Source organism: Litorilituus lipolyticus (genome assembly GCF_006439335.1).
Classification (GTDB): domain Bacteria; phylum Pseudomonadota; class Gammaproteobacteria; order Enterobacterales; family Alteromonadaceae; genus Colwellia; species Colwellia lipolytica.
Genome location: NZ_SAWY01000020.1, coordinates 1 through 25,625, shown reverse-complemented (window position 1 = coordinate 25,625; position 25,625 = coordinate 1). Strand labels below are relative to the sequence as shown.

The 25,625-nt window shown below is 37.9% G+C and carries 24 protein-coding genes; 14 read left to right on the top strand and 10 right to left on the bottom strand.

The genetic code is table 11. The features are described from left to right. Positions 1-12 precede the first annotated feature (12 nt). The gene (locus tag EPA86_RS09470; protein ID WP_140603204.1) at positions 13-357 is read right to left on the bottom strand and encodes a DUF3718 domain-containing protein; all 345 of its coding nucleotides are present in this window, start codon (positions 355-357) and stop codon (positions 13-15) included. A 434-nt stretch (positions 358-791) separates the two neighbouring features. Here EPA86_RS09470 and EPA86_RS09465 point away from each other — a divergent pair, with 434 nt between their 5' ends. The 10 genes from EPA86_RS09465 to EPA86_RS09420 all read left to right on the top strand — a co-directional run bounded on the left by EPA86_RS09465 (position 792) and on the right by EPA86_RS09420 (position 10,582). Further along, positions 792-1,160, top strand: a complete 369-nt coding sequence (locus EPA86_RS09465) for a YebG family protein (RefSeq protein ID WP_140603203.1) — start codon at positions 792-794, stop codon at positions 1,158-1,160. A 24-nt stretch (positions 1,161-1,184) separates the two neighbouring features. Continuing rightward, the gene (locus EPA86_RS09460; RefSeq protein WP_140603202.1) at positions 1,185-1,913 is read left to right on the top strand and encodes a M48 family metallopeptidase; all 729 of its coding nucleotides are present in this window, start codon (positions 1,185-1,187) and stop codon (positions 1,911-1,913) included. 451 nt (positions 1,914-2,364) lie between these two features. Then, on the top strand, positions 2,365-2,730 hold the full coding sequence (locus EPA86_RS09455; RefSeq protein WP_140603201.1) for a response regulator: 366 nt from the start codon (positions 2,365-2,367) through the stop codon (positions 2,728-2,730). Further along, complete coding sequence (locus EPA86_RS09450) at positions 2,727-3,335, top strand: chemotaxis protein (RefSeq protein ID WP_140603200.1); 609 nt, start codon at positions 2,727-2,729, stop codon at positions 3,333-3,335. The genes EPA86_RS09455 and EPA86_RS09450 overlap by 4 nt, the downstream gene beginning before the upstream one ends. After that, positions 3,335-4,333, top strand: coding sequence for a sensor domain-containing diguanylate cyclase (locus EPA86_RS09445; RefSeq protein ID WP_140603199.1), 999 nt, complete (start codon positions 3,335-3,337; stop codon positions 4,331-4,333). The genes EPA86_RS09450 and EPA86_RS09445 overlap by 1 nt, the downstream gene beginning before the upstream one ends. A gap of 318 nt (positions 4,334-4,651) precedes the next feature. Continuing rightward, positions 4,652-7,138, top strand: a complete 2,487-nt coding sequence (thrA, locus tag EPA86_RS09440) for a bifunctional aspartate kinase/homoserine dehydrogenase I (RefSeq protein WP_140603198.1) — start codon at positions 4,652-4,654, stop codon at positions 7,136-7,138. Then, positions 7,138-8,130, top strand: coding sequence for a homoserine kinase (gene thrB, locus EPA86_RS09435; RefSeq protein ID WP_140603197.1), 993 nt, complete (start codon positions 7,138-7,140; stop codon positions 8,128-8,130). The genes thrA and thrB overlap by 1 nt, the downstream gene beginning before the upstream one ends. 34 nt (positions 8,131-8,164) lie before the next feature. After that, positions 8,165-9,478 (top strand): threonine synthase, encoded by a 1,314-nt coding sequence (thrC, locus tag EPA86_RS09430; protein WP_140603196.1) that lies wholly within the window; start codon positions 8,165-8,167, stop codon positions 9,476-9,478. A gap of 10 nt (positions 9,479-9,488) precedes the next feature. Beyond that, a complete protein-coding gene (gene ung, locus EPA86_RS09425) occupies positions 9,489-10,169 on the top strand; it encodes a uracil-DNA glycosylase (RefSeq protein ID WP_140603195.1) in 681 nt (226 codons plus the stop codon). Positions 10,170-10,282: 113 nt separating this feature from the next. Beyond that, positions 10,283-10,582, top strand: a complete 300-nt coding sequence (locus EPA86_RS09420) for a hypothetical protein (protein ID WP_140603194.1) — start codon at positions 10,283-10,285, stop codon at positions 10,580-10,582. A 19-nt stretch (positions 10,583-10,601) separates the two neighbouring features. Here the strand turns inward: EPA86_RS09420 and EPA86_RS09415 are convergent, their stop codons facing one another. From EPA86_RS09415 to trxA, 5 genes are all read right to left on the bottom strand, one after another. Continuing rightward, positions 10,602-11,180 carry a GNAT family N-acetyltransferase gene (locus EPA86_RS09415; protein WP_140603193.1) on the bottom strand — a complete coding sequence of 193 codons (579 nt, stop codon included), beginning with the start codon at positions 11,178-11,180 and terminating at the stop codon, positions 10,602-10,604. A 50-nt stretch (positions 11,181-11,230) separates the two neighbouring features. Beyond that, a complete protein-coding gene (locus tag EPA86_RS09410; RefSeq protein ID WP_140603192.1) occupies positions 11,231-13,678 on the bottom strand; it encodes an Ig-like domain-containing protein in 2,448 nt (815 codons plus the stop codon). An 87-nt stretch (positions 13,679-13,765) separates the two neighbouring features. Further along, positions 13,766-14,728, bottom strand: a complete 963-nt coding sequence (locus tag EPA86_RS09405) for a D-2-hydroxyacid dehydrogenase (protein WP_140603191.1) — start codon at positions 14,726-14,728, stop codon at positions 13,766-13,768. 89 nt (positions 14,729-14,817) lie between these two features. After that, positions 14,818-16,023, bottom strand: a complete 1,206-nt coding sequence (locus EPA86_RS09400; RefSeq protein ID WP_140603190.1) for an NnrS family protein — start codon at positions 16,021-16,023, stop codon at positions 14,818-14,820. Between the two features lie 113 nt (positions 16,024-16,136). Next, positions 16,137-16,493 carry a thioredoxin gene (trxA, locus tag EPA86_RS09395; RefSeq protein WP_140603189.1) on the bottom strand — a complete coding sequence of 119 codons (357 nt, stop codon included), beginning with the start codon at positions 16,491-16,493 and terminating at the stop codon, positions 16,137-16,139. A 294-nt stretch (positions 16,494-16,787) separates the two neighbouring features. Here trxA and EPA86_RS09390 point away from each other — a divergent pair, with 294 nt between their 5' ends. Together EPA86_RS09390 and EPA86_RS09385 are read left to right on the top strand one after the other, a co-directional pair. Then, a complete protein-coding gene (locus tag EPA86_RS09390; protein WP_140603188.1) occupies positions 16,788-17,699 on the top strand; it encodes a LysR family transcriptional regulator in 912 nt (303 codons plus the stop codon). Positions 17,700-17,900: 201 nt separating this feature from the next. Next, positions 17,901-18,836 carry an SEL1-like repeat protein gene (locus tag EPA86_RS09385; protein ID WP_140603187.1) on the top strand — a complete coding sequence of 312 codons (936 nt, stop codon included), beginning with the start codon at positions 17,901-17,903 and terminating at the stop codon, positions 18,834-18,836. A gap of 33 nt (positions 18,837-18,869) precedes the next feature. Here EPA86_RS09385 and EPA86_RS09380 read toward each other — a convergent pair whose 3' ends face one another. The 3 genes from EPA86_RS09380 to EPA86_RS09370 are packed head-to-tail and all read right to left on the bottom strand — an operon-like array spanning position 18,870 to position 22,226. After that, a complete protein-coding gene (locus EPA86_RS09380) occupies positions 18,870-20,222 on the bottom strand; it encodes a sigma 54-interacting transcriptional regulator (RefSeq protein ID WP_140603186.1) in 1,353 nt (450 codons plus the stop codon). 23 nt (positions 20,223-20,245) lie between these two features. Beyond that, entirely contained in the window at positions 20,246-20,806 is a 561-nt protein-coding gene (locus tag EPA86_RS09375; RefSeq protein ID WP_140603185.1) for a hypothetical protein, read from the bottom strand. A 4-nt stretch (positions 20,807-20,810) separates the two neighbouring features. Then, positions 20,811-22,226, bottom strand: coding sequence for a HAMP domain-containing sensor histidine kinase (locus tag EPA86_RS09370; protein ID WP_140603184.1), 1,416 nt, complete (start codon positions 22,224-22,226; stop codon positions 20,811-20,813). Positions 22,227-22,646: 420 nt separating this feature from the next. Between EPA86_RS09370 and EPA86_RS09365 the strand changes: the two genes are divergently transcribed. Together EPA86_RS09365 and EPA86_RS09360 are read left to right on the top strand one after the other, a co-directional pair. Continuing rightward, on the top strand, positions 22,647-22,961 hold the full coding sequence (locus tag EPA86_RS09365) for an EF-hand domain-containing protein (protein WP_170309618.1): 315 nt from the start codon (positions 22,647-22,649) through the stop codon (positions 22,959-22,961). A 343-nt stretch (positions 22,962-23,304) separates the two neighbouring features. Further along, entirely contained in the window at positions 23,305-25,470 is a 2,166-nt protein-coding gene (locus EPA86_RS09360; protein WP_140603183.1) for a M3 family metallopeptidase, read from the top strand. A gap of 55 nt (positions 25,471-25,525) precedes the next feature. On the opposite strand, the gene EPA86_RS09355 is transcribed toward EPA86_RS09360, so the two are convergent. After that, the coding region (locus tag EPA86_RS09355) for an integrase core domain-containing protein (protein ID WP_140603182.1) at positions 25,526-25,625 on the bottom strand (100 nt) is incomplete at its 5' end.

Here is a 25,625-nt window from a genome sequence, read left to right as displayed (position 1 = left end):
ATCTCATAAGCATTAAAAAGTAACGTTAATTTTTGAAACAGCTGCGATATCGGTAATGCTGACATTGCTGATGCTTTTTTGCAGTTTAGCAGCCGTTTTGTTTGCACCATGAGTTTCTGCGAAACTAATAATGTCTTCGCCATTACAGACAACACCTAAGGCAACAGTTCTTTCTTGAAGCCTAAATGCTTTCGTTTGCTGTTTTAATTTTTGCACGCTGTTACTTTGAGCCGCCTTACAAACACTAACTAAAGCAGTTTCCATATGTGTTGGCGTTGCAGCCTGGCTTGGTAAGCTAATAGCTAATAGTGATAAAGTTGATGTAATCCCAAATACTACTGATTTTGCTGTTTTCATAATAAATCCCTACTGTAAATTGATTGTCATAAATACGAACTGTCCAACGGGTTCGTATTCATAATAGTGGCGTTTATTTTGAAAAAAGTTGTACGTATTTTTATGCTGAATGTAACTAAAAATGGATTTGTAACAAATATGAAAAAGCGAATCTGTTTGTTTTATAAGAATTAATTATTTTTCGTGGCTAACTAAGTAGGACTTTTTATTTACATTTAGTGTTATTTGTACATAAAAAACTCACTAGAAAGTCAATTCACCTCACGATAGATGCCAAGGTAAAAGAGCGAATTTTCCCTTGGGATTTGATTTAAAATATATTTTTACTGTTTTTATATACAGTTTTTGTTGTGGATGTGCTACTGTTGACGTGATTGCTTTTAGTAGAGCAATCATATTAATGTGAGCATTGCAAAAGTGAATAAGGAAAACTAATGGCAGTTGAGAGTCGGTTTGTTGTAATTAGACACGGGGTAGAGGCAAAAACGTTTATGGATAAGAAATCAGCAGATGAATATGACAAAATGTTGGATATGGCTGATAACTTAGCTGAAGTATTTGCCCAAGCACCTATTGATATAGCGGATAATATTTCTGAGGAATTAAGTATCTATTTAGCTCAGCATAGAGATGAAGTGCTTGTTGCTTTACTCGCCAAAAAAGCGGCGAAAAAAACAGTAAAAAAGGTTGAAGCTGTTGATATTAATAATGAAGATGATGTTCAAAACAGCGAAAATGCGGAAGAGAAAGTAAAGAAGAAGCCGGGCAAAGCGAAAGCGGTGAAGTTAAGTGAAGCAAGCTAGTAAATAAATACGTGCTATTAACTTATGGTTAGCTATCAGCTTATTCGTAGTGATCGTCGAAAAACAGTAGGCCTGCAAGTTAAGTTGGGCAAAGTCGTAGTTCGAGCACCTAATTACGTTTCTGAAAAAGTCATTAATGACTTTATTAGCCAAAAATCATCTTGGTTAAAGGCGAAAATAGATGAGCAGCTAAATGTTTATGATGAGGATTGTTGTACCTTTCATCATGGCTGCAGCATATTATTTATGGGCGATTTACATAGCTTATTGATAGGTTTTGCTCCTAAACAAAATACTTACCCTAGTACTGATGAGCAAGGGAAGAAGTATCTTGTTGTTGAATTAGCTAATCGTCAAAAAGAAAAAGCCAAAAATGCTCAAACTCAAGCCTTAATGGTTAAAAAACAGTTAGAAAGTTTTTATAAACATCATGCGCAAAATACAATACCGCAAAGGCTTGCAGAGCTAAGTGAGTTAACTTCTTTATGTCCTTCGGCTTATAAAATTCGACAATATAAGTCACGATGGGGAAGTTGTAACAACCGTGGTGAATTAAGTTTTAATTACTTATTAATGATGGCACCTAGTCATATCATTGATTATGTCATCATTCATGAACTTTGCCATTTAAAGCACTTAAACCATTCCTCCGACTTTTGGCAGCTGGTGGCTTCTTACTATCCTGAGTATAAAAGGGCAAAACATTGGTTTAAGCAACATCAATCTCAGTTGCAGTGGCTAACCCCTCGTTAGCTGATAATTATCTCTACAGTTAAGCGGTAATATTTAAACACTATCAACCTGAAAGTTGATATGGATTAAAAAACATCCAACTGACGAAATATAATATACCTTCATTACACCCCCATCGCCCATCGGTTGGATGAAATGAAGAAATATAAACATACAGCTAAAGTTCTCTTTGTCTACTTGCTTTCAGCTGGTCTTTCGATTGCATTAATTGTTGAATTGATTTAATAATTAAAATTATATTTTCATCTCTTTCCTCTCTATTGAAAAAGACTTAATTGACATTTTTTTATGAAGTAATCCTATTGTTATTTACGGTAACATATTCATTTATAAAATTTTTCTGATTTACTTAGCTATTATTTTAAAAAAATGCAAATGTTGATTAACAATTTGTCTTATTTAGGGTAAATTGTCTGCATTAAAATAATAAGAATCTAAGGATCTTTCCTGTATGAACCCTACAGTACTTATTTGTGACGACTCAAATATGGCTCGAAAGCAGGTACTTAGAAGCCTTCCAGAACAGTGGCACAGTAATGTTCAAACTGCACAGCATGGTGCTGAAGCCTTAACTATTTTGCGAAATGGCGAAATCGATATACTTTTCCTTGATCTCACTATGCCAGGTATTGATGGTGTTGGCGTGTTGCAAGGTATTCAAAAGTTGAATGTTGATTGCCATGTTTTTGTTATTTCCGCTGATATTCAACCAGAAATGCAAAGCAAAGTGTTAGGTTTAGGAGCGAAAGAGTTTTTAAGAAAACCTATTAAAGCAGATGTGCTTCAATCTAACCTAGAGAAGCATGGCTTACTATGAATAAGTTACATTTATCTGAAGATGAGCAAGATTGTTTACAAGAGCTTATTAATGTTGCCATGGGGCAAGCGAGTGATCAGCTTGCGCGATATTTAGATAGTTTTGTTTATTTAAAAGTACCAAGTATTGAAAGTGTCGATGCTGATAGTTTAGCTACGACTTTAGATCAACAACAAGCGGCCATGGCTGTTGTTAGTCAAGGTTTCTTTGGCTATGAAGGCATACGCGGAGAAGCATTATTAGTTTATCAGGATGAAGATTCAGAGCGTTTAGCCGATCTATTGGGCTATGAGCCAGATGAGTTATCTAAAGATGAACAGCTTATAGATATTAGCTCTATTTTGACGACTACCTTTTTGAACGTGTTTGCAAGTCAAATTGAAAATCAAATCTCTTATAGCGCGCCGAAATTATTACCAAGTAGAGCAAACAGCTTGTCCGAGCATCTTGAGCAGTTAACCTTTAATTGGGACTTAGCTTTGAAAGTTAATATTAATTATCAAGTGACTGATTATTCCTTCAATTGCAATATGGTATTGCTCATCCCAGAAACTGCAATTAATAACATAAAAGTCGTGCTTAACAGAATATTGGAAGAACTCTAATGAATCCAGGTGTATTAACTGATGAAGTTACTAAAAAGTTTGCTGAGAAACTCTCTAGCAAAATTACTGATCAGTTAAATACCGGCATATTAATATTAGATACTGATTTTAATATTGTTATGTGGAATAGCTTTTTAGAAGTGCATTCAACAAAAGTTAGCAATGATATCATTGGTAAAAATGTTTTCGAGGTATTTTCTGAACTGCCAGAAAGGTGGTTATCAAGGAAGTTATCCAGTGTATTGCAATTAGGTACTCCAAATTTTTGTTCTTGGGAACAAAGACGTCATTTATTTGAATTACCACATACGAGGCCTATCACTACTGATTGTGAGTTTATGGCGCAAAATTGTACTTTTTTACCGATGGAAGAATCGGGAAAAATTGAGTACATAAGTATCCTTATTGAAGATGCAACCGATGTTTGTCATTACCAAGGTCAGCTGCAAAAAGCTTTAGATAAGCTTGCTTTGATGAGTCGAATAGATGGCTTAACGCAAATATATAACCGTAAACATTGGCAAGAGTCTCTTGAGCAAGAGTTTGCGAAAGCGCGTAGGCATGATAAAGCACTTTCATTGATTATGTTTGATCTTGATAACTTTAAACAGTTAAACGATCACTATGGTCATCAAGGTGGTGATCAAGTCTTAATTGAAATCAGTAAAACTATTGGTAATTTATTAAGGGTTGAAGATGTTTTCGGGCGCTATGGTGGTGAAGAGTTTGCTGTAATATTACCTGAAACATCTATTTTAGGTGCTATCGAGCTAGCTGAACGCATCTGTCAAACGGTAGCAAATACACCTATAAAATTTAAAGAGTCGAATATCATTGCTACCGTTAGTATCGGCGTAGCTCAATTAACAGAACGTGACAGCCATTTTGAAAGTTTAATTATGCATGCTGATGATGCATTATATATTGCTAAAAACAATGGTCGAAATCAGGTTTGCTCAGGCAGTGATAATGAGCTATTAAAGCAAGTTTCAGCCTAGAAAATTCAAAATTCTCGCATACAATTACTTCAAATCTTGTTTTTATTCATAAACTATAACTTTTTATTCAGAGTAAATACTCAAAATAGGTTGACACCTTATCGAGTATCAGGCATTTTATAACTATGAAAATTACAAACAGCCAACTTACCATTATTATTACAACCACCACCCGAATTAGGATGGCGGTCGCTGGCTAACGTGTAAAAAATAGAAATTTTATCGAAGCCCGTGACCTGAAAAAGGTTACGGGCTTTTTTTTTGTACTAAAGAAATTCTGTATAAAACTGCTTACTTTTATTAAAAAAGGGAAACAAAATGCGTGTACTTAAATTTGGTGGCTCATCACTTGCCTCGGCAGAGCGTTTTCGTCAAGTTGCGAATATCATCATGGATAAGGGACAAACATCAAACCTTGCCGTTGTTGTCTCTGCTCCACAAGGGGTAACTAATCACTTAGTTGCTATGGCAGAGAATATTAGTGACGAAGCAAAGCTAGTAACTGATTTAGGGCATTTCAAACGCGCAATTACCACAATTATCGACGACTTATCTGCCAGTATTACTAGCTTTAATCATCAACATTGTGAGCAAGCTTTAACTAATTATGAACACCAGTTAGAAAGGTATATGCAAGGTGCAACTATGTTGTCATATTGCCCAGATCATATTCGCGCACGCATAATCAGTACAGGTGAACGTTTAAGTGTGGCTATTTTAGATGCAGTGCTTCAAGCCGAAGGTGTTAATGTATCGCTAATTTCGCCAGAGAAGTTTTTATACACGAATGAGTCATCATTAAATGCAGTAGCAGATCTTGTTCTCTCTAAGGAAAAATTTTCTCAAGAATATGAAAAATTAAATCCTGTTGCATTAATGCCGGGTTTCATCGGTGTTAATGCAGAGAGTAATTCAGAAATTGCTGAAGTAACGACGCTTGGCCGTAATGGCTCAGATTACTCTGCTGCCGTATTAGCCGTTTGTGCAGAAGCAGAATGTTGTGAAATCTGGACGGATGTTGATGGAGTATATAACGCTGATCCTCGCATGATCAAAGAAGCTAAGTTACTCGATTACTTATCGTATCAAGAGGCCATGGAGCTTTCATATTTTGGTGCAAGCGTGTTACATCCAAAAACTATTGGACCGATTGCCCAGTACCATATCCCTTGTTTAATCAAGAACACCAGTAACCCAAGTGCAGAAGGTACACTTATTTCCAATGAAAGTGACCAACAAAAGCGTGTTAAAGCGATATCTAATTTAGATGATTTAACTATGGTCAATGTTTCAGGCCCTGGCATGAAAGGTATGGTTGGTATGGCTAGTCGTGTCTTTGCCACGATGAGCCGTGAAAACATCTCATTAGTGTTAATTAGTCAATCTTCTAGTGAGTATTGCATTAGTTTTTGTATTTACTCACATGATGCTGAGCAAGCAAAGCAGAGCCTGCAAGAAGAGTTTGAGCTGGAATTACTCAATGGCTTACTGGAGCCATTAGCACTTAAAGATGATTTATCTATTGTTTCTTTGGTGGGGGATGGCATGCATCACCAACGAGGTGTTGCTGCCAAGTTCTTTAGTTCGCTTGCTCAAGCGCGAGTTAACGTGGTAGCCATCGCACAGGATTCATCCGAGCGTAGTATTTCCGTAGTGGTAGAGCAACGTAAATGTACTGATGCGATGAAGGTGAGTCATCAGAATTTCTTCTCACATAAACCAACCATCGATGTGTTTTTAGTTGGTTGTGGTGTTGTTGGTAGTGAATTAATTGCTCAAATATCAAGGCAACAGGCCAGTTTAAAAGAGCAAAATATTGCGTTGAAAGTTTATGGTATAGCCACAAGTAAAGGTATGGTTTTTGAGAAAGAAGGAATAGATTTAGATAACTGGCAATTGGTTTTAGAGCAAGGCATTGACAGCAAAAAAGCACTGCCGGTTACTATTGAAAATTTAAAAGGATTTGTTAGGGATAACCATTTAATCAACCCAGTATTTGTTGACTCTACGTCAAATGAAGCACTTGCCATGAGTTATGTTGATTATTTGAATGAAGGTTTCCATGTTGTTACGCCAAATAAAAAGGCGAACACGGATTCATGGCAATATTATCAAGAACTACGCAATGCAGCGCAAAGTACTAACCGCAGATTTCTCTATGAAACAACTGTCGGTGCTGGGTTACCGGTGATTGATACCTTACAAAGCTTAATCAAAGCAGGTGATGAGTTACAGCGCTTTGAAGGGGTGCTATCTGGTTCACTATCTTATATTTTCGGCAAGCTTGATGAAGGTATGGCGCTTTCTAAAGCAACAGCAATCGCAAAAGAAAATGGTTTTACTGAGCCAGATCCGCGTGATGATCTGAGTGGTATGGATGTGGCGCGAAAATTGTTAATCATGGCGCGTGAGTCTGGTATGCAATTAGAGCTCTCAGATATCACTATTGAGTCAGTACTACCTGATGACTTTGATGCCTCTGGCGATGTTAATCAGTTCATGGATAATCTTGCACAAATTGATGGCAGTTTTAGTGAGCGTATTGCGGCAGCTAAAGCAGAAGGCAAAGTACTGCGTTATATTGGTAATATCGTGGACGGACAATGTAAAGTGTCCATTGAAGCTGTTGGCGCCGAGCACCCATTATTTAGCATTAAAGATGGTGAAAATGCTCTGGCTATACATAGTCGTTATTACCAGCCTTTACCTTTTGTACTTCGTGGTTACGGCGCAGGAGCTGCGGTAACAGCTGCAGGTGTATTTGGTGATTTATTAAGAACACTGGCATGGGAGCAACAGCACTAATGGCTAACAATAAGCAAAAAGTTTCAGTATTTGCCCCTGCATCAATTGGCAATGTTAGCGTTGGCTTTGATGTGCTCGGTATGGCAGTAAAGCCAGTAGATGGTACTCTTCTGGGCGATGTTGTCGACGTTGAATACAGTGACAACAGCAGTGATTTAATTGTGATAGGTCAATTTGCAGATAAACTGCCAAGCAATAAAGAAGATAATATAGTATGGTCGTGTTTATTATTATTTAATCAGGCCTTAGCGCAGGCTAATCAAGAAGTTGTTGACGTTTCATTAACCCTTGATAAGAAAATGCCTGTTGGTAGTGGCTTAGGTTCAAGTGCATGCTCTGTTGTTGCGGCACTTGCAGCACTAAACCTTTACTATCAAACGTTCCAGCAGTTTAGTTTTTCAAAGCAAGAAATGCTGGAAATGATGGGGCAAATGGAAGCGCAAATCAGTGGTAGCTTACACTATGATAATGTCGCACCTTGTTATTACGGTGGTTTGCAATTAATGGTACCGGATGAAAAAGTTATTTCGCGTACTTTGCCAAGCTTTAATGATTGTTTTTATGTGATGGCATACCCTGGTATTGAAGTTTCAACAAAAGCGGCTAGGGAAGTACTACCAGCACAATACTCTCGTGCTGATGTAATACGCCATGGGCAAAATTTAGCAACCTTTGTTGATGCTTGTCATCGACAAGATAAACAACAAGCATTTTCTGTATTAACTGATGTTGTAGCTGAGCCCTATCGCACAAGTTTGTTACCAAAATATCAGCAAGCACATGATTATTTAATGGCACAAGGTGCTTTAGCCGTAGGTATTTCGGGATCTGGTCCAACACTCTTTAGTGTTTGCCAAAGTGAGCAACAGGCGAAAGAGTTTGCCCAGTGGTTAGAGTCACATTATTTACAAGAGGTGAACGGCCAGAGCTTTGGCTTTGTTCATGTGTGTCAAGTTGATGAAAATGGTGCTGCAGAGTTAGCAGCAAAATAGACATTTAAGAACAAGAATTTTTAGGAATGATGAAGTGAAATTTTATAATTTAAAAGAAAACGATGAACAGGTGAGTTTTGCCGGTGCGGTAAAGCAAGGTTTAGGTAAAAACCAAGGGTTATTTTTTCCAACAGAATTGCCTAAATTTAGTGAAAGTGAAATCACTCAGTTACTAGCGATGCCGTTAGTTGAGCGTAGTGTTAAAATATTGCATCCGTTTGTTGCAGAAGATCTCACGGTAGCTGAATTAACCACTATTGTGACTGATGCCTTTAATTTCCCTGCATTATTGCAACCTATTAGTACTGATAGAGCTATTTTAGAGTTGTTCCATGGCCCTACTTTAGCGTTTAAAGACTTTGGTGGTCGTTTCATGGCTAAATGTTTGCAAGCATTTTGCCAAAAAGAAACCGCAGCGACGGGTGTTGAAAAGAAACTAACAATTTTAACTGCAACGTCAGGTGATACAGGTGCTGCGGTCGCACATGCGTTTCATGGTATTGATAATATTCGTGTTGTTATCATGTATCCGAAAGGCAAAATTAGCTTACTTCAGGAAAAAATGTTTACCACCTTAGGCGGAAACATTGAAACCTTAGCCATTGATGGCAGTTTTGATGATTGTCAGGCTATGGTTAAGCAATCGTTTGATGATAATGAGTTAGCGACAACTATTGGATTAAACTCTGCTAATTCGATTAATATCAGTCGCCTACTTGCTCAAGTATGTTATTACTTTGAAGCCGTAGCACAACTTTCTCGTGCTAAGTCTGATTTAAGCAGTATCGTGTTTTCGGTGCCTAGTGGTAACTTTGGTAACTTAACCGCAGGCTTATTTGCTAAAGCCATGGGCTTACCAATCAAACGATTCATTGCGGCAACTAACGCCAATGATACAGTTCCTCGTTACTTGGAAACAGGTGAATGGTCGCCTCATGAAACTGTTGCGACTATTTCAAATGCTATGGACGTAAGCAACCCTAATAACTGGCCACGTGTCGAGCACATGCTTAAATCTGGTATTGTGCCAGCAGATTGTGTTAGCTCAGTATCTATTGATGAAGAACAAACACAGTCAACAGTTATTCAACTAACTAAGTTAGGTTATATATCTGAGCCTCATGCCGCTGTTGCTTATAAAGCACTGCAATATAGCGCTGAAGAAGGTGAATTTGGTGTGTTCTTAGGAACAGCACATCCTGCTAAATTCAAAGAAGTGGTTGAGAGTATTATTGGTCAGCCAATCGGCTTGCCAAAAGAGTTAGCTGATTGTGCAGGCGAACCTATTTTATCGATGGATATGTCGGCAGACTTCGCACAGTTGCGTGCTTATTTATTAGCTAAATAAACCAATGACGATGACTCAAAGTTGGCAAACAGTGATTGATGAGCAATCACTGCTGCCTTATTTTAAGCAACTTGAAAGCGAAGTTGCCAAACAAAGAGCTGAAGGTATTAAGATATTTCCACAAGCGCAGGATGTATTTAATGCTTTTGGCTTTTTTGAGTTAAGTGATACCAAAGTGGTTATTCTTGGACAAGACCCTTATCACGGTATGGGGAATGGCATTTGCCAAGCCCACGGTTTAGCGTTTTCTGTGCAAAAGGGTATTAAAGTTCCTCCGTCATTGGTGAATATGTATAAAGAGCTTGAAACTGATATAGATACTTTTTCAACGCCAAGTCATGGAAATCTAACTGCTTGGGCACAACAAGGTGTGTTGCTACTGAATACAGTATTAACGGTGCAACAAGCTAAGGCGCACTCTCATGCTAAGTTAGGCTGGGAAATATTCACGGATGCTATTATCAATACCTTGAATGAGCAACATGATGGATGTGTATTTATTTTGTGGGGAGCTCACGCACACAAAAAAGGTAAGCACATTAATACTGATAAACATTGTGTGTTAAAAGGGCCTCATCCTTCACCACTTTCTGCTTATCGTGGCTTCTTTGGTTGTCAGCACTTTTCAAAAGCGAATCAATGGTTAAATCAAGTCGGAAAAGCACCAATAGACTGGTCTATTCCTGAGTAAAGATAAAATTCGCTAAAACTCACCTATTGCGTCTTAATGGCTGATTTGTGCTATGTTTAAAGGTAATAACATAAGTAAATCTTGAACTGTTGAAGAGGAAATGAGGATTTGTAATGGACAGTCAGTTTCAGAAATTTGATATTAGTGCCATAAAGATATTAACCACCTTGATGGAAAACTTCCCTGCATCAACAAAGATAGGTTATGTCGACTTATATCCTGATGAGCAAGATGATACTGAGAAAAGGGAAGCGCATATTGGCGTAATTGCCTTTTTACGCCATGAAAATCTTATTGCCCATGAAATGGGCAGTGCTTCATCGTTTATCTTAACAAGTCATGGATTAACATTGTTTGGACGTGACGTTAAAAACCATTTGGCGTCACTGCTACAACAATATGAAGTTGATTGAACTTATTCTTTAAACTGCTTTAGTCAAAATAAATAATCATTTCAGCTGCTTCACATTGGCAGTCATAACCACATATCACACAACAATAACCTTGCTTACTTTCTTCGTTCCATTTACCTACGTGTGAGGCGATATGCTTACCGCCACAATGCGTGAAGTATTTTACCGCACTATTGTTGGGACTTTGCTTCCATAAATGACTTATGCCTGCAACGGCTCCTTGTTTCTTTGCAGCTTCAATGGCGAGCATCAGAAGTTTTTTCCCAATACCTTTACCGCGATACTGTTCATTCACGGTATTGCATTTAAAGTAGCAGCATTGCTCTTGAGGCACTTGCCATAATGAAGGGCTACACCACTGATCAATAGGCCATTGTTTAGCAGAGTAAGTAATTCTAAAACCGACGACTTTATCTTGATGCAAGGCGACAAAGTTTGTATTGACAGTTTCTCCATTGATTTGACTAATGCCTTTATTTGTCCAAAGCACAATTTTATTGGAATCTAGGTAGCCATCACCATGTACGCTATTGCCCAAGTCAATAACTTGCTGATAATACTCAGCTGTTAAGGGGTGATAATTAATCTCGTTAGACATACTACATATTCTCTATCTGGATCAGTGAGTTACGGGAGAATTGAATCATTCTATAGCAGCTCAACACTGGTAATCATAGACGTCACATGACCTTTAGGTGTCGTTATAGTAATGGTAATGATGGCTGTTGTTGGGCTACCACCAGCTTCATTTGATAACCAAAACTCCATGCTACTAAAACCTTGTCCGGCGTTATTTGTTACCACTGCATTGGTATTGCCTTGTAGATCACCTGCATTGGCGCTAATGGCAATTTGAGTATCTAGTGGCATGGTTTGATTAGGAATACCCGTATCCGCAAAGCTAAAAATAAAGGCTTTGCTGGCTCCGTCGCTAATATCAGGAATAGGAGTAGAGGCGCCAGAACTTTGCTCGTAAATTGTGGTCCCTAAATCATCAGTTAAATAATACTCCGCGCTTGAACTTGCCATAACGAGCACTAATGCTTTTCTAACATGGCTTGATTGCATCGCTTCATCAGCACATTTATCGCCTTGACATTGTGGACCGTTAAATAAAACATCTTCATTGTTGAATACGTTATCGTTATTGAAGTCGATAAACTTTTCGCCAACTTCATAAGTACAGTTTTCGTTGTCATCTCGCCATGCTTCTGACATATCAATAAAGCCAGAAGATTGTGCCGCAATATTGCCAAAACCTGAGGCGACATTAGCGGCTTTACAATTACCATCAGCAGAAATTGCTGAGCCATCATTATCATCGAAAACATTATTACCGTTAGTATCAAAAAAGGTTTCGTGGCCAAGGGCTGTGGCTAAAATTGTGACGCGGTGATCAGCCACTCTTGGTTCAGCACTTTCCCATTCAACCGAACAACTACCATTAACGGTCGAACAACTTGGTTCGATTAAACCACCTTCAGTGGTAAAGTTGACCGTAGTGCCATCTGGAACAGGGTTGTTAAAGTTATCAGATAGCCAAGCGGTGATTGTTGATTTTTCGCCGCTATAGTTATGGGCTTCAGGGTTTAATACACTTGCTGCGATAGTCATTGAACGCTGTTCAGCTAGGCCAGTGTTAATCGAAAGTAAATCGGACTGTGTTTGTACTTGGTGACTTGCACCATCAATATCCATTGTTGCTGTCGCGGTAACACGAACTGCTGTAGGAACAGAGCCAGCAGAGACTTGTGTTGTGACTAAGCCCTGAGAGTTGGTTAAACCAGAGCTGCGACTTAAGGTAATACCACCAGCGGTTGTGCTTAAGGTGAAATCAACGGCTTGTTGTGGAAGGATATTTCCTAAATCACTTTTTACTTTAAAAGTTAACGTTGAAGTTTCTTGCTTATTTTGACCGCCAGTTCCTTTTAAAACAATGGCATTAGGCTCAGCAGAAATAAATTCGATTGAACCTAATTGTTCTCCACTAATTGTGATGGTTTCACTCGCGGAACTGGTGATTCCGTTAAGTGCTACTGTGGCTAATATGACATCATCTGTTCCAGTTGCGCCAGCGCAACTGATATCTTCAAATGTTGAGCTAGCAGTCCCGTTAATACTTAACACAGAGGCATCAATGGAAGCATTTTCGTTTTGAACACAGTTAGAAGTAAACGATACTGGCACAGGAGAAGAAATACGTGCACCTGTTTCATCAACTAAATCAACACTTAAACCTAACGTGCCACCCGCACTAATTTGGTTGTTATCTATTGATAATTTTATCTGGCCTTCAATAAAGTTTTCATTGTCATCGAAATAGCCTAAACGAATATCGCTATCAACAATGGCATCGGCAGGTAATATTTGATAGTTAAATGTGCTATTAATCGTGGCGTTTTCAAGATCGTTGGTTAAGGAAAAAGAAGCAGAAACTACACCTGCACCTATCGATTGTTCATCATCACTGCTCAAATTAACACTGGCAATGCCTTGTGCATTAGTTAAAGCCGTTGCTGGTGAAACTGTGCCTATATCAGCAGTAAAACTCACTAATTGATTCGCCATGACTTGATCATTTTCATCGGTTAAGGTGGCAATTAACTGAACTTGCTGGTCGGCTTTAAATTGATTGACCGCTTCACCATTTAGCATCATGGCGCTAGTGATTTTGGGAGAGGTGGACGGCACTTCCGTATCAATAAATTCAAACTCTATGGTATTGGATACAACATCACCAATAGCTGCTCCAGCGATACCTGCACCTAAAGAGCCATTTTCATTAGTTAAAGTTACTATTGCTATGCCGTTACTGTCTGAAAGCTTAGAGCTGACAGTTAACGTACCAATGGTAGCCGCGAAAGCCACGGCCTTATTCGCGACAATAGCATTATTTTTATCAAGCAATTTGGCTTGTAATGTAATCGCTTCATTTTTGTTAAAGCTTTGTTTTGTATTGCCTTGGCTATCTAACAGACTAAACTGAATGCTTGCGACAGCATTAGGTGTTGAACTGTCACCGTTATCAGTATGGCCATTACATCCCGTTAGTAGTGCTAAATAAAATAAAATCGATAAAAAGCTGAGTTTTCTCATGCTTATAATTCCTAGGCAAAATGATGGAGTACATTAGCAAGAATAAAGTGCTATAAAATAAAAGTCCACGAATAACGGTAGAATAAATTATGTTTCTAAATCAACACGATTGAGTACAGTACCAGACTTGAAGCTGGTGATGTTTTTAGCCAACAAGTTGATCAAGCGCTGCTGAGCTTCACTACTTGCCCAGGCGATATGAGCGGTCACTTTCAAATTGCTTAGATTGGTATTTAGCAGAAGGTGGTTGGCTGGCGGTGGTTCTTGTTCAAGTACATCTAATGCCGCAAATGCGATTTGCTTGCTTTGTAACGCTAGCAAGAGAGCATTATTATCAATTAATGCACCGCGAGCGGTGTTAATTAGCATTGCTGAAGCTTTCATTTGCTTTAATACCTCTTCATTGATTACCTTTTCAGTATCAGGTGTTTGAGGGCAGTGTAAGCTAAGAATATCAGCCTGTTGAACAACCTGCTCAAATGAGAGCCTATTTGCTCTTATTGATTTTGCATTTGGTCTTTCGCTTATTAATACCCGCATTTGAAAGGCTTTAGCAATTTGTTCGACGGCTTGACCTAAATTACCATAACCGACAATGCCTAAACTCTTCCCTGCCAATTCAGCGATGGCATTTCCGTGATAACAGAAGGTTTCAGAAGACGACCACAAGCCTAGTGCCGTATTGTTATTATGATGTTCAATTTGTTGGTAATAACTTAATATTTGTGCAAAAACATATTGTGCTACTGATGTGCCAGCGTAACCACTAACGTTGGTAACTGCAATATTTAGTGACTTAGCCGCATTAATATCAACATTATTTGTGCCCGTTGCTGCAATACAAATAAGTTTTAGTTTAGGCAACTGTTTTAGCACTTCGTTAGTTAATAACACTTTATTCGTGATAATAATTTCTGCATCAAGGCAACGTTCAATAACTTGCTCTGTTTGCGTCATGTTATAACAGCTTAACTTCGTTACTTCACGTTCGATTGCATTGAAGTCTATAGATGAACTAAAGGTTTGTTTATCAAGAAAAACAGCGTGCATATGGGGATAGCCTATGAAAAATAAAAAGCCTCAGCAGTATAATTCTTGCTGAGGCTTAACGATAGTATTGGGTTGAGTGAACTATTAGCTTAGCCTGGGCGACCATCTAATCTTGGCTTGGTTAACATTGGTGCATATTTAATCACAAATATCGCAAAGGCAAACATCCAGAAAGTAGCGCTGATATCGATAAATAGTTGTGTTTTCTCAGGTAAAGCCCAAGGACCAAATACCCTTATGATTGCTGCTAGGTTAATGGCAATGTATGCAATAGTCATTGATTTAGGTGGTGTTAATGGCCTACCAGAGTGACCTAAAGAAACACGTGAAATCATAGCTAAAATTAAACCACCCATACCGCCAACGGTAAGCAAGTGCCAAGCATGGTTACTTGGTAATTCAGGAATTAAATAGCTAGCCCCTAATACGATAAGTCCAAAGCAAATAAACTTAATTGCTGCATGAATAGACCAAAGTAATGGCACGTTAAGCGTGATCCAAGGTCGCCATCTTAACCATCTTATGGTTTGAAAAATACCGGCGATGATAAGCAATAAACCAAAGAATGTTGGCGAAAAAGCGAGCATTGGGTGAAAGACTAAATAGAACATTGCAATCGCTAAACTGCCATTGGTGATAAAATCTAACCAAGGTAATGGTGTTGCTTTTTGGGTTTTAGTGCCATTAGCGGTAAACATTGGCGTAACACGCCCAGCCATTACTGACATTAAAAAGGTCACTAACATAACGCCAGCATAACCAGAATATATAATAGAGAAGGACTCTGGGTAATATATCGCTACATGCATCTCAATATTAACAATGGTTAATAATAAGAGTAATGGTGCAAAGAAAAGGTTTCGATATTGTTTAATTGCCAAAATAGGTTTCGCTAATACGTAAGCTACGGCAGGTAAAAAGCTTAAGTCGATTATCGTGGTGATAGTGTTACCAAGTAACTCAGGAAATAATAAAACAATACGGCCAGCAAGCCATAAAAGAAATAGTACAAGTAACGTAGTACCTTGTGCACCTCTAACACCTGTCCAGTTCTGAACCGCGGTTAATAAGAACCCCGCGATAATAGCGCCACCAAAGGCAAATACCATTTCATGGATATGCCACCAATAACCACCACCTAATGGTGAAAAGCTGACTATACCTCGATACATTAAAAGCCATAGTAAAATAGCTAATACGCTAAATATTGCGCCTGATAAAAAAAACGGGCGAAAGCCCAAACGTAATAGCGGAGTAATTTTTTGCTCTTGTTGCAGATCAGTGATTTGCATCATTTTTATGCCTTTCTATCGAGGAGAGCTAATAGCCCTGTTGATGAATTCAGCGCTATTGTAATCAATAGCGCGAAATGATGCTCGAATTAGATCAATAAATCACAGATTTATTGTTAGCCGTTAACAAATTGCTGTACCTGTTTTAAAGAAGCGGCACCAACTTGAGTAGCCTTTAGCTCACCATTTTCTATTAGTAGTAAAGTAGGTATTCCGCGAATGCCATAACTTGCCATTAAGGCTTGGCTATTATCCGCATTGACTTTCAACACTTTTAAGTCACTTTGTTCTTGAGCTATTTGTTCAACAATGGGGGCTATCATTTTACAAGGGCCGCACCAAGGGGCATAAAAATCGATTAATACTTTTCCTTGATATTCAATCACCTCTTGTTGAAATTGCTCTGCTGTTATCTCTTGTGACATTGTGACTGCGTTATTGGTTGCAGATATTGATGCGGCGCTATCATTCATAAATGACTCCTTAATTTATTTAATATAGTTGTTTCGATGGTCAATAGCATTACTGCTGAATTGATGTGGAAGTCATAGTAATTAAAATTGAGTTAATTGATTAGCTGGTGCTAATAGGATTTATTGTTCTGTAAATAGAACAATAAAGCTGGTAAATTAAATTTGTTTAATTAAATCAGCCTAACCACTATGTTGAATACATTGTGTGAGAGCATTGAGCTTAACTTAGCACACCCAATTAACAGCCTTGGTTGAATGAGTTGCAGGATTGGCTATTGGAGTAATAAGGGTACGATGAATAATATTGCCAATATTGATGATTTACGTCTTTTTGTTGTTTTGGTTGAAGAGGGCTCTTTTACCTCGGCAGCCAAAAAGCTTAATATCGCAAAGTCAAAATTGAGTCGTCGTCTTATGCAGCTTGAACAGAAGTTAGGTTGCGAATTACTGATTCGAACAACCAGAAGTCAGCAACTCACTGAAACTGGCCGACTACTTTTTTGTGAAAGCCGACAGCATATTGAGGCGCTATCTCAAGTCGAAGAAAGGTTAGCTTTAACTCATAATGAGCTGCAAGGACAAATCAATATCTCTCTACCGTTGGAGTTTTTTAACCGAGCGATAAGTCATATTATTGCTGATTTTTTGCAGCAACATCCTAAAATTGCAGTGACTTGTCATCACTATTCGGGCTCTATGCCTGCATTTGATCCTCATTATGATCTTTCGTTTGTATTACATGAACAAACTTTACCTGCTTCAAATTGGATTGCCCGTGAGTTAGCTAGTTTTCCACAGGCGATTTATATTTCAAAGCAATATTATGAGCAGATATTTCCAGCCGATCATGATGCAAATTCATTAACAATTGACACTTTAGCAACGATTGAGTGTGTGTTAGCAGAACAAAATGAGCCTTGGTTTTTTAGACAAGGGGAAATGGAACACGTTTTTTATGTCAAGGGGCGCGCAGTGTTGTCGAGCCCAGAGATGCGCTTACAAGCATGTCAACAAGGCTTAGGCGTTTGTAAGCTGCCAAAGTATGTTATCAATAATCAAGCTAAGCAACAAAATATTAGTATGCTAGATATGGTATGTCCGCCAGTAGCACAACGCTTGTCGGTGCTATATCAAAGTAGAAATATTGCCGTAAAAACCAGAACATTTTTAGATTTTTTTCAAAGCCGAATTGGTCAATTATTGTAATTAGTTGCTTTCATCTTGTGCTTTAACGTATATTAAATTATCTACTACGAAATTATCGGTAGTTAATAGCAATGCTGATTAAGAGTAAGCTATTAAGCTGAGAACCAAGCACACGTTACAAATGCCATACTCAAGTATTTTTTACTCATAAACTTGCGTAACTATCTTTTAAGACAATTCGGATCATACAAGGGTTATTACATGGAATTATTACCAAAAGCATCCGTTTCTTCAGGTGATGTCAGCCAACATAAAAAAGCTGTTAAAAAATTCAGTATCCGTTCGGTGTTTTCAGTGAATGCAAGTGATGTCTTTAAATTAATTGTGGTGCTGCTTATTCTTTATTTTATTGTCTCAAAAGTGAATAAAAGTGATATTGAACAAATAGAAACTCAAAGTTACTTATTACAACCTAACCTTAATGATATTTACTTCTTAGATATTAAAGAACTCACTAATAATGTGCGTCCCAAAGAGCGCTACCGAGTGGCTAAGGTTGTTGATATAACAGGGAGTATTGTTACTCTGCGCTATGGAAATTTGCTATACCCCAATCAGCAATCGGTTATTGATGGTATTCGTTATGGCCAATTGCGCTATCACGAATATTTAGAGCCAAAACGTTATGACTTTTCCCTAGAATCCTTACATGGCTTATTTGAAAAAGGGGCGATTTATAAGGTAAAAAGGCCTGTGCATGATGTTTTGTACGGTAATAATGTTAGTCCAGATAAAAATGAGATTGATAAAGAAAATCCCCAAATATTTATACCTGGAAAGCGTGAGTTTATTGAAGCAAATGCCGTTGCAAAATCTAAGCATATTGAAGATTATATTGAACAAAGCTTTACCTTGTGGCAACAATCAGCAAAGCTAGGCTATGCCAAGGGGCAAGTTGCATTAGCACAAGCGTATTTATCTTCAGAATACACTAAAGATTTAAACTTGGCGCTATATTGGTTTAAGCAAGCAGCTTTACAAAGCAATAAAGCTGGCATTCTCAAATATGAAATTGTATGTAAACAAGTCGAGCAATGTAATATCGTTGATTTCTTTCAACAATTACAAAGTGCGGGCGTTAACATTAAGGTAAGAGAAATAGATTTTTCGCTCAGTAAGCGCTCAGTCATAAACTAACCTGAACGCTTTATTTTTACTTTCGTAGTAGCATCAATTTTCACGATAGTTTTCAGCGACTAAATGATGCTTGTTAAGCAATTTATAGAACTCTGTCCTATTTCGCTGCGCGATTCTTGCAGCCTGTGAAACATTACCTGCCGTTATCTTTAAAAGCTTTGATAAATAATCACGTTCAAAATGATCTCTAGCTTGCACAAAAGAAGGAAACTGCGTGGTTTCATCACGTAGGGCATTTTTAACCAATACCTCGGTAATAACCGACTCTGTTGAAAGCGCGACACTTTGTTCAACAACATTTTGCAATTGTCGAATATTACCTGGCCAAGGCGCACTGATGAGTATTTCCATGGCTTCTTGGCTAAAACTTTTGATGGCGGCATTCGAACGAGTCATTGCTTGTTTTAAAAAGTATTGGGCGAGTAACGGTATGTCTTCTTGTCGCTCAGCTAGTGGTGGTAACTCAAGCTCAACTACATTGAGGCGATAATATAGATCTTCCCTAAAGGACTTATTTCTAATGGCGTGTTGTAAATTTTTGTGGGTGGCAGAAATAACTCTGACATCAACTTTGATTGATTGAGTACTACCAATGGGGCGTACTTCTTTTTCTTGTAATACTCGCAATAATTTGACTTGAAAACTTGCTGGCATATCACCAATTTCATCGAGAAACAGAGTACCGCCATCGGTCGCCTGAAATAAGCCTTGATGGTTTTTTTCTGCGCCAGTAAATGCCCCCTTGCAGTGCCCAAATAGTTCTGACTCAAGCAATTGCTCGGGTACGGCAGCACAGTTAATGGCAGTAAACGGTTTGTCTTTACGATGACTTGCAAGATGAATGGCTTTAGCAAGTAACTCTTTACCTGTACCGCTTTGGCTATGAATTAATAGGCTGAAATCACTTGGAGCCACCTGCTTGGCTTGTTGTAACAATGACTCCATAACTGCACTACGACTAATAATATGCTCTCGCCAGCTGTCAAGGTTGGATTCCTGCGTGACAGAGGGCTGTAGTCGAATAGCTTGCTGTACAGTATCGAGTAATTCTTGACTTTCAAACGGTTTAGTTAAAAAGCTAAAAACCCCTTGTTTAGTGGCATTAATAGCGTCGGGAATAGTGCCATGTGCGGTCATAATAACAACCGGAAGGTTAGGGTGAAGCTGCCTAATCTGTTCAAATAGCGCCATACCATCCATGCCCTCCATACGCAAATCACTAATAACTACTTGCGGTTGGTAGCTTTGTAAAATACCTAAAGCAATTTTAGCGCTAGCGGCTGATTCTACTTGATAACCTGCAGCATTTAATCGAATGCTTAATAATCGAAGTAAACTCGGATCGTCATCTACAATCAGTATTTTACTTTCATGACTTTTATTCATTAGTTGGCTCATTGCTTTTGTGATTAATTATGTTGATTAATGCTTTTTTCTATTTCTTTTAACTGTTCTAACTTCAGTGATAGTAATTCAAGCTGGAAGGATAATTGGGTGATTTCCTGCTGTTGTTGCTTTATTTTTTTCAGGCTCTTTTGCTGTTTGAGCTTATGCTTTTCAATAAGTAACAGTTGGGCATTAAGTTGATCTTTTAGTAGCAATAAAAAAGCAAGGTTGGCTTCATTACCGAAATTTGCTGAAGAAATAGTGTATTGATTAAGCATTGTTTTTGCTTGGTAAGGTTGATAAATAGGTGAGCTTGGTAAGCTATGGCTTAGCATTAATTTAATCGATGAATTTAAGTCTTTTTGAGATTGGCTAAATTGCTTTTGTTTATCAATTTCAGTCATTAACTCTGCTTGAGTTAAGGTTTTAAGCCATAAGTAATAACTGCTGTAGCTAAAGACTGGGTCTATGGTTTTAGGAGTAATGTGACAAGCGCTTAATAACAAAAGTATTAACCCGCATAATACTTTTTTACTTAGTAAATGGTAGTCGTGCCTTAGGTATTTATAGATTAATTTCGACATAATATTACTTCTTATATGTGGGGCTAGCGTTTGGCAACTTAATCGTCACTTCAGCGCCAATTTCTCTGTTCACAAACTGAATAGTCCCTTGTAAACGTGACAGTAACTCTTTGACGATAGTAAGCCCTAAACCACTGCCTTTAATCTGGCTATGTTCAGGCGGAGTTCCCTGATAAAAGGCATCAAAAACCTTATCTTGGTGCTCAAAAGAGATCCCTATACCCTCATCAATAACAGCTATTTCAACGTCATTTTCTTGGTATCGACTTAAGAGGGTGATAGTGCCAGATTGAGGCGAATACTTAATTGCATTAGACAAAATATTATCAAACACAACTTTTAGTTGAGTTGCATTTGAGTGCAGCTGAATATCATTATCAGGTGTAATGATAGTTAAGTTTTTGCGTTTAATATCAAGCTGTCTTTCATTAATGACCTCAGAAAGTAATGGTGACAAAGTGATATTTTCACTGGCAACTAAACTGGTAGAGTCTAAGACAATATTGAAATCAAGTAGGTCTTCAATTAAGCATTGAAGCCTATGGGCACTCATTTTAATAATATCGCAAATTTCTTGTTGCTCACTATTTAATGGGCCTACGCTGTTATCGTAAATTAATTCTGTTCCTTCTTTAATAGCAGCAAGTGGTGTTTTCAGTTCATGAGATATATGGCGAATAAAACTGGATTTTTGCAATTCTAAAGAGTGAAGTCTGACGCGCATCATTTCAAGCGCATGAGCAATCCCTTCAAACTCAGCGGCACCTGAAAAGGTAATTTCATTTTGGAAGTTACCTTGCTCTAGAGTTTGTATGCGCGAAATTAAGCGCTTTAGTGGACGAATGATAATGACAAGAAAGAGTAAAGCAATAAGTAAACTCACAGGAATAATATATAAGCTGTTAAATATATTACTTCGTGCCTTTTCATTTGAACGTTGAACATCATCCGCTTTTTGCTTAATTAACGAGTTACTGTAATGTTTTATTTCAGCCTTAAGAATGACTAGCTTTTTAAACTCTTGTTGCAGCTGCTCAAGGCTGATATTGCTTAGATTATCTGAACTTAATTGACTTTTAATTTGTATGCTTGCAGTAAGTACTTGGCTTAGTAATTGGGCTAGTGTTTTGTTGGGGTTTTGCTTAAGGGTTTTTTTAATTATTTGACTAAGCTCTTGTTGTTGCTTAATAAAAAGCTGATGTAATTCATCATCATTAAGTACCAAATATTGACTGGCTGAGCGTTCTATATTGCTTAATGAATCTGAAAGCTTAGTGTTTAGCTGTGTTAAAGAGGCCACTTCAAAAATAGTTTCACTACTTTGTTGTGCCAAATAAGATAACTTGTTTGCTGTGAAAAGTAATGAGATCACTAACGGCAGAGCGACAAATGAAAAGCCCAGTAAGATCAAATTCACCATAGATAACTTAGAAAGTTTGCTCGTTAACTTTGTTAAAGTGCGGCTAAAAGTAAGCTTGTTCAAAGGTTATTAAATCCAGAATAGGTTAGTGTGTAAACTTAGCCTCCCTTTTTAAGTTAATTCTGCACAGAAAACAATGTTGTCGTTAATTTGAGACAGTTACATAAGAGGCTTGGCTTTGTTGTAATTCTTTGTTTTTATTTGGTTATTTTTATTTATTTGAATGAAGTGGTTACTAAATATATAAGAAAAAATAAATATTGTTGTTAATTGGAGACGCATTTGTGGCTTCGTACTCTGTATGCAATGCTGAAAGTGCTTATAAAACAAATACTTAGTTTTGTTGGTATGGCTTGTGCTATATCCAGTTCAATACAGCTGCTGTATTACCCCTACTATTGAATTATGCAAGGAACAACAATGAAAAGTTTAAGTTTAACAAAAGTAAGCCTATTTGTGGCAACTGCTATTACGGCTTCTTTTATCGTAAACGCTAATGAAAAAACTGAAGCGGATGTAGTTAAAGCAAAAGATGCGACCACTGAAGTTGCAAAAAAATCAGATGCTGTTGCTTTTAGCTCATTAGATACCAATAAAGATGGTGAGTTAAGTCTATCGGAAGTTAAAGCAAGTAATAACAAATTATTAGCGAGAACGTTCAGTGAAATAGACAGCAACTCTGATAATTTATTAACTCAAAAAGAACTAGAAAGCTATGTCGCTAGTGCGAAATAAATAGCTCATTGTAAACATGGTTACCCTCGACCAATTGTTATAAAGGGGACTCCCAACCAACATACCCCCTTTTTTAAGCCGGCACCAATTTTTGGTTGCCGGCCTTTTTTATTTTCTACACCCAGGTTTAATGCGCTAAACACGTTTAGTGGTCGATATTAAGCGGTGAATAACTCAAGCAAATGTATTGCTCAGGAAAAATACTTGTTAATATGGTGTTATCTTATGGGAAGTGTTTCTTTGAAAACAGTAATGTGTGCGGCTGATTTAGCGGCTAACTTTCACATAACGGTAAAGCAATAATAAAGAGAATATTTAATCTACATAACATCGAGATAATGAAATGAATAAACAATTTATTAGTGCCTTTTTAGTATCAAGTATACTAATGGGCTGTAGTACAAGTGACGATACAGCAAATGCTCAAGCCAGCGCTGTTGTAGAAAAAAGTGCGGTAGAGCAGTCGAAGGCATTATTACTAGCCGAGTGGCAAGGGCCATTCCAAGGTGTACCTGCGTTTGATAAAGTGACGATTGATGGCATCATCCCTGCGATGGAACATGCAATGGCTATTAATTTAGCTGAGATTGATGTTATAGCAAACAATCCTGCGGCACCTACCTTTGAAAATACTATCGTTGAAATGGAAAAGACCGGCGCTGAATTAAACCGCTTATACGCCTACTATGGTATTTGGCGTGCAAATAAATCAACACCTGAATTTAGAAAGCTACAAGCTGAATTAGCACCAAAAATGTCAGCTTTCTTCTCAAAAATTAGCCAAAATGACAAACTATTTCAACGTATTGCAGCAGTGTATAACTCAGACGAAGTTAAGGGACTTTCTCCTGAAAAGCAGCGTTTAGTTTTATTAACTTATAATAGTTTTGCACGTAATGGCGCAACACTTAATGCAGCAGATAAAAAGCGTTATGCTGAAATTAACCAACGCTTAGCCCAGCTTCATACTAAATTTGGTAATAACGTTTTAGCTGATGAAGAAAACTACGTTGTGTACTTAACCAAAGCACAATTAGGTGGCTTACCTGAATCAATTGTGACAGTTGCGGCTGCGGCGGCGAAAGAGCGTGGTAAAGAAGGTAAGTATGCAATTACTAATACACGCTCTTCAATGGATCCATTCTTAACTTATTCAACAGAGCGCAAATTAAGAAAGCAAGTATGGGAAAACTACTACAGCCGTGGCGACAATGGCGATGAGTTTGATAACAACGCATTAATTGCTGAAATTTTACAATTACGTCATGAGCGTGTTGGTCTTTTAGGTTACAAAAACTATGCATCATGGCGCTTAGAAGATCGCATGGCGAAGTCTCCAGAAAATGCGATTAAATTAATGGAAGCAGTATGGCCTGCAGCCATTGCTCGTGTTGATGAAGAAGTTGCCGATATGTTAGCGATTGGTAAGAAACAAGACGGCATTGAAAACATTGAACCGTGGGATTACCGTTTTTATGCTGAAAAAGTGCGTCAAGATAAATACAACCTTGATTCAGATGAAGTAAAACAATACCTACAGTTAAATAATTTACGTGAAGCAATGTTCTATGTTGCTGGTCGTTTATTCAATTTCAGCTTTAGCGAAGTAACTGACGGTTCTGTACCAGTTTTCCATGAAGACGTACGAGTATGGGAAGTAACGGATAAAACATCTGGTGAACATATTGGTTTGTGGTATCTAGACCCGTTTGCTCGTAAAGGCAAACGTTCAGGCGCTTGGGCAACGACATACCGTAGCCATACTACCTTTAACGGTAAGCAAAATGTTTTATCGTCAAATAACTCTAACTTCAGTAAGGGGGTTGAAGGACAACCTACGTTAATTTCTTGGTCTGATGCTGAAACCTACTTCCATGAATTTGGTCACGCATTACACTTTTTAGCGTCAAAAGTTGAATATCCAACGCTGAACAGTGGCGTACGTGATTACACTGAATTCCAATCACAGCTTTTAGAGCGTTGGTTATCAACGGATGAAGTGATTGATAATTATTTAGTTCACTACAAAACAGGCAAGCCAATGCCTGCTGAATTAGTTGCTAAAATCAAACAAGCTGCAACATTCAATCAAGGTTTTAAAACTACTGAATATTTAGCATCTGCATTAGTTGATATGAAATTCCACACTGTTGATCCTACAGGTATTGATGCTGATAAATTTGAGCGTGACACGTTAAATGCCTTAAATATGCCTAAGCAAATTGTAATGCGTCATCGTAGTCCTCATTTTGGTCATGTTTTTAGCGGCGAAGGATACTCGTCAAGCTACTATGGTTATATGTGGGCTGAAGTATTAACCTCTGATGCTGCAGAAGCATTCGCTGAAGCGCCTGGTGGTTTTTATGATGAAGAAGTGGCTCAAAAACTTGTTGATCATTTATTTAGCGTAAGAAATGCTGTTGATCCTGCTGACGCATACCGTGCCTTTAGAGGTCGAGATGCAAAAGTTGAAGCATTAATGCGTGACCGCGGATTCCCTGTTAAATAGTACAGTTATTTAACCTAAGATAATGTGTTGTCCTGATATAGGTTGACACTTTTTTCTAAAACGCTTGATGAATTTCATCAGGCGTTTTGTATTTTAAGGCCATATGAGGCCTTCGCTTATTATAAATCGCAATGGACTCTTTCACCATTTTTCTT

Coding starts and splice junctions, on each gene's coding strand:
- EPA86_RS09390 (WP_140603188.1), top strand. CDS start 16,788: ATGAATAATATTGCCAATATTGATGATTTACGTCTTTTTGTTGTTTTG.
- EPA86_RS09410 (WP_140603192.1), bottom strand. CDS start 13,678: ATGAGAAAACTCAGCTTTTTATCGATTTTATTTTATTTAGCACTACTA.
- EPA86_RS09405 (WP_140603191.1), bottom strand. CDS start 14,728: ATGCACGCTGTTTTTCTTGATAAACAAACCTTTAGTTCATCTATAGAC.
- EPA86_RS09470 (WP_140603204.1), bottom strand. CDS start 357: ATGAAAACAGCAAAATCAGTAGTATTTGGGATTACATCAACTTTATCA.
- EPA86_RS09450 (WP_140603200.1), top strand. CDS start 2,727: ATGAATAAGTTACATTTATCTGAAGATGAGCAAGATTGTTTACAAGAG.
- EPA86_RS09415 (WP_140603193.1), bottom strand. CDS start 11,180: ATGTCTAACGAGATTAATTATCACCCCTTAACAGCTGAGTATTATCAG.
- EPA86_RS09365 (WP_170309618.1), top strand. CDS start 22,647: ATGAAAAGTTTAAGTTTAACAAAAGTAAGCCTATTTGTGGCAACTGCT.
- EPA86_RS09455 (WP_140603201.1), top strand. CDS start 2,365: ATGAACCCTACAGTACTTATTTGTGACGACTCAAATATGGCTCGAAAG.
- EPA86_RS09380 (WP_140603186.1), bottom strand. CDS start 20,222: ATGAATAAAAGTCATGAAAGTAAAATACTGATTGTAGATGACGATCCG.
- EPA86_RS09465 (WP_140603203.1), top strand. CDS start 792: ATGGCAGTTGAGAGTCGGTTTGTTGTAATTAGACACGGGGTAGAGGCA.
- EPA86_RS09420 (WP_140603194.1), top strand. CDS start 10,283: ATGGACAGTCAGTTTCAGAAATTTGATATTAGTGCCATAAAGATATTA.
- EPA86_RS09370 (WP_140603184.1), bottom strand. CDS start 22,226: ATGGTGAATTTGATCTTACTGGGCTTTTCATTTGTCGCTCTGCCGTTA.
- thrB (WP_140603197.1), top strand. CDS start 7,138: ATGGCTAACAATAAGCAAAAAGTTTCAGTATTTGCCCCTGCATCAATT.
- EPA86_RS09375 (WP_140603185.1), bottom strand. CDS start 20,806: ATGTCGAAATTAATCTATAAATACCTAAGGCACGACTACCATTTACTA.
- ung (WP_140603195.1), top strand. CDS start 9,489: ATGACTCAAAGTTGGCAAACAGTGATTGATGAGCAATCACTGCTGCCT.
- EPA86_RS09445 (WP_140603199.1), top strand. CDS start 3,335: ATGAATCCAGGTGTATTAACTGATGAAGTTACTAAAAAGTTTGCTGAG.
- EPA86_RS09360 (WP_140603183.1), top strand. CDS start 23,305: ATGAATAAACAATTTATTAGTGCCTTTTTAGTATCAAGTATACTAATG.
- thrA (WP_140603198.1), top strand. CDS start 4,652: ATGCGTGTACTTAAATTTGGTGGCTCATCACTTGCCTCGGCAGAGCGT.
- EPA86_RS09385 (WP_140603187.1), top strand. CDS start 17,901: ATGGAATTATTACCAAAAGCATCCGTTTCTTCAGGTGATGTCAGCCAA.
- trxA (WP_140603189.1), bottom strand. CDS start 16,493: ATGAATGATAGCGCCGCATCAATATCTGCAACCAATAACGCAGTCACA.
- EPA86_RS09460 (WP_140603202.1), top strand. CDS start 1,185: ATGGTTAGCTATCAGCTTATTCGTAGTGATCGTCGAAAAACAGTAGGC.
- EPA86_RS09400 (WP_140603190.1), bottom strand. CDS start 16,023: ATGATGCAAATCACTGATCTGCAACAAGAGCAAAAAATTACTCCGCTA.